At 55.1% G+C, this 2,359-nt stretch carries 3 protein-coding genes; all 3 read left to right on the forward strand.

Annotated elements, in window-relative coordinates:
- The coding region (rhaA, locus tag QZF50_RS23495) for an L-rhamnose isomerase (RefSeq protein ID WP_290389035.1) at nt 1–957 on the forward strand (957 nt) is incomplete at its 5' end.
- 174 nt (nt 958–1,131) lie between these two features.
- Nucleotides 1,132–1,956 (forward strand): rhamnulose-1-phosphate aldolase, encoded by an 825-nt coding sequence (gene rhaD, locus QZF50_RS23500; RefSeq protein ID WP_001179722.1) that lies wholly within the window; start codon nt 1,132–1,134, stop codon nt 1,954–1,956.
- Nucleotides 1,957–1,965: 9 nt separating this feature from the next.
- The gene (gene rhaM, locus QZF50_RS23505) at nt 1,966–2,280 is read left to right on the forward strand and encodes an L-rhamnose mutarotase (protein ID WP_000619503.1); all 315 of its coding nucleotides are present in this window, start codon (nt 1,966–1,968) and stop codon (nt 2,278–2,280) included.
- The last annotated feature ends 79 nt before the right edge of the window (nt 2,281–2,359 follow it).

Here is a 2,359-nt window from a genome sequence, read left to right on the forward strand (position 1 = left end):
GATACGCCAGTCTCGCGCGATCAGATCAAACCAGAGCACTTCAAAAACTGGGTTGAATGGGCGAAAGCCAATCAGCTCGGTCTGGATTTTAACCCCTCCTGCTTTTCGCATCCGCTAAGCGCCGATGGCTTTACGCTTTCCCATGCCGACGACAGCATTCGCCAGTTCTGGATTGATCACTGCAAAGCCAGCCGTCGCGTTTCGGCCTATTTTGGCGAGCAACTCGGCACACCATCGGTGATGAACATCTGGATCCCGGATGGTATGAAAGATATCACCGTTGACCGTCTCGCCCCGCGTCAGCGTCTGCTGGCAGCACTGGATGAGGTGATCAGCGAGAAGCTAAACCCTGCGCACCATATCGACGCCGTTGAGAGCAAATTGTTTGGCATTGGCGCAGAGAGCTACACGGTTGGCTCCAATGAGTTTTACATGGGGTATGCCACCAGCCGCCAGACTGCGCTGTGCCTGGACGCCGGGCACTTCCACCCGACTGAAGTGATTTCCGACAAGATTTCCGCCGCCATGCTGTATGTGCCGCAGTTGCTGCTGCACGTCAGCCGTCCGGTTCGCTGGGACAGCGATCACGTAGTGCTGCTGGATGATGAAACCCAGGCAATTGCCAGTGAGATTGTGCGTCACGATCTGTTTGACCGGGTGCATATCGGCCTTGACTTCTTCGATGCCTCTATCAACCGCATTGCCGCGTGGGTCATTGGTACACGCAATATGAAAAAAGCCCTGCTGCGTGCGTTGCTGGAACCTACCGCCGAGCTGCGCAAGCTGGAAGCGGCGGGCGATTACACTGCGCGTCTGGCACTGCTGGAAGAGCAGAAATCGTTGCCGTGGCAGGCGGTCTGGGAAATGTATTGCCAACGTCACGATACCCCAACGGGTAGCGAATGGCTGGAGAGCGTGCGGGCTTATGAGAAAGCGATTTTGAGCCAGCGTGGGTAAACACTGCCGGATGCGGCGCGAGCGCCTTATCCGGCCTACAGGTCGGCAACAGTTGTAGGCCTGATAAGACGCGACAGCGTCGCATCAGGCATTGATTGCCGGATGCGGCACGAGCGCCTTATCCGGCCTACGGGTCGTGCATCTGACAACACCGAATTTACAGGAACACAGAACATGCAAAACATTACCCAGTCCTGGTTTGTCCAGGGAATGATCAAAGCCACCACCGATGCCTGGCTGAAAGGCTGGGACGAGCGCAACGGCGGCAACCTGACGCTGCGCCTGGATGACGCCGATATCGCGCTTTATCACGACAACTTCCACCCACAACCGCGCTATATTCCGCTCAGCCAGCCCATGCCTTTACTGGCAAATACGCCGTTTATTGTCACCGGCTCCGGCAAATTCTTCCGTAACGTCCAGCTTGATCCTGCAGCTAACTTAGGCGTCGTAAAAGTCGACAGCGACGGCGCGGGCTACCATATTCTCTGGGGGTTAACCAACGAAGCCGTTCCCACTTCCGAACTTCCGGCTCACTTCCTTTCCCACTGCGAGCGCATTAAAGCCACCAACGGTAAAGATCGGGTGATCATGCACTGCCACGCCACCAACCTGATCGCCCTCACCTATGTACTGGAAAACGACACCGCGGTCTTTACTCGCCAACTGTGGGAAGGCAGCACCGAGTGTCTGGTGGTATTCCCGGATGGCGTTGGCATTCTGCCGTGGATGGTGCCCGGCACGGACGAAATCGGCCAGGCGACCGCACAAGAGATGCAAAAACATTCGCTGGTGTTGTGGCCCTTCCACGGCGTCTTCGGCAGCGGGTCGACGTTGGATGAAACATTCGGTTTAATCGACACCGCAGAAAAATCAGCACAAGTATTAGTGAAGGTTTATTCGATGGGCGGCATGAAACAGACCATCAGCCGTGAAGAGTTGATAGCGCTCGGCAAGCGCTTCGGCGTTACACCACTAGCCAGTGCGCTGGCGCTGTAAGGAGCAAACATGATCCGCAAAGCCTTTGTCATGCAGGTTAACCCCGACGCTCACGAAGAGTATCAGCGTCGGCATAACCCCATCTGGCCGGAACTGGAAGCAGTGTTGAAATCTCACGGTGCGCATAACTACGCCATTTACCTCGACAAAGCGCGTAATCTGCTGTTTGCCACGGTAGAGATTGAATCTGAAGAGCGCTGGAATGCGGTTGCCAGTACTGATGTTTGCCAACGTTGGTGGAAATATATGACCGACGTCATGCCCGCGAACCCGGATAACAGCCCGGTGAGTAGCGAACTGCAAGAAGTGTTTTACCTGCCGTAATTGCCTAATGTGCCGGAGACGCCTCCGGCACAATATTTTTAATTTCGATTTGAAAAATAAACATATTACACCTTCAGTT

Source organism: uncultured Escherichia sp. (genome assembly GCF_948475835.1).
Lineage (GTDB): Bacteria > Pseudomonadota > Gammaproteobacteria > Enterobacterales > Enterobacteriaceae > ECMA0423.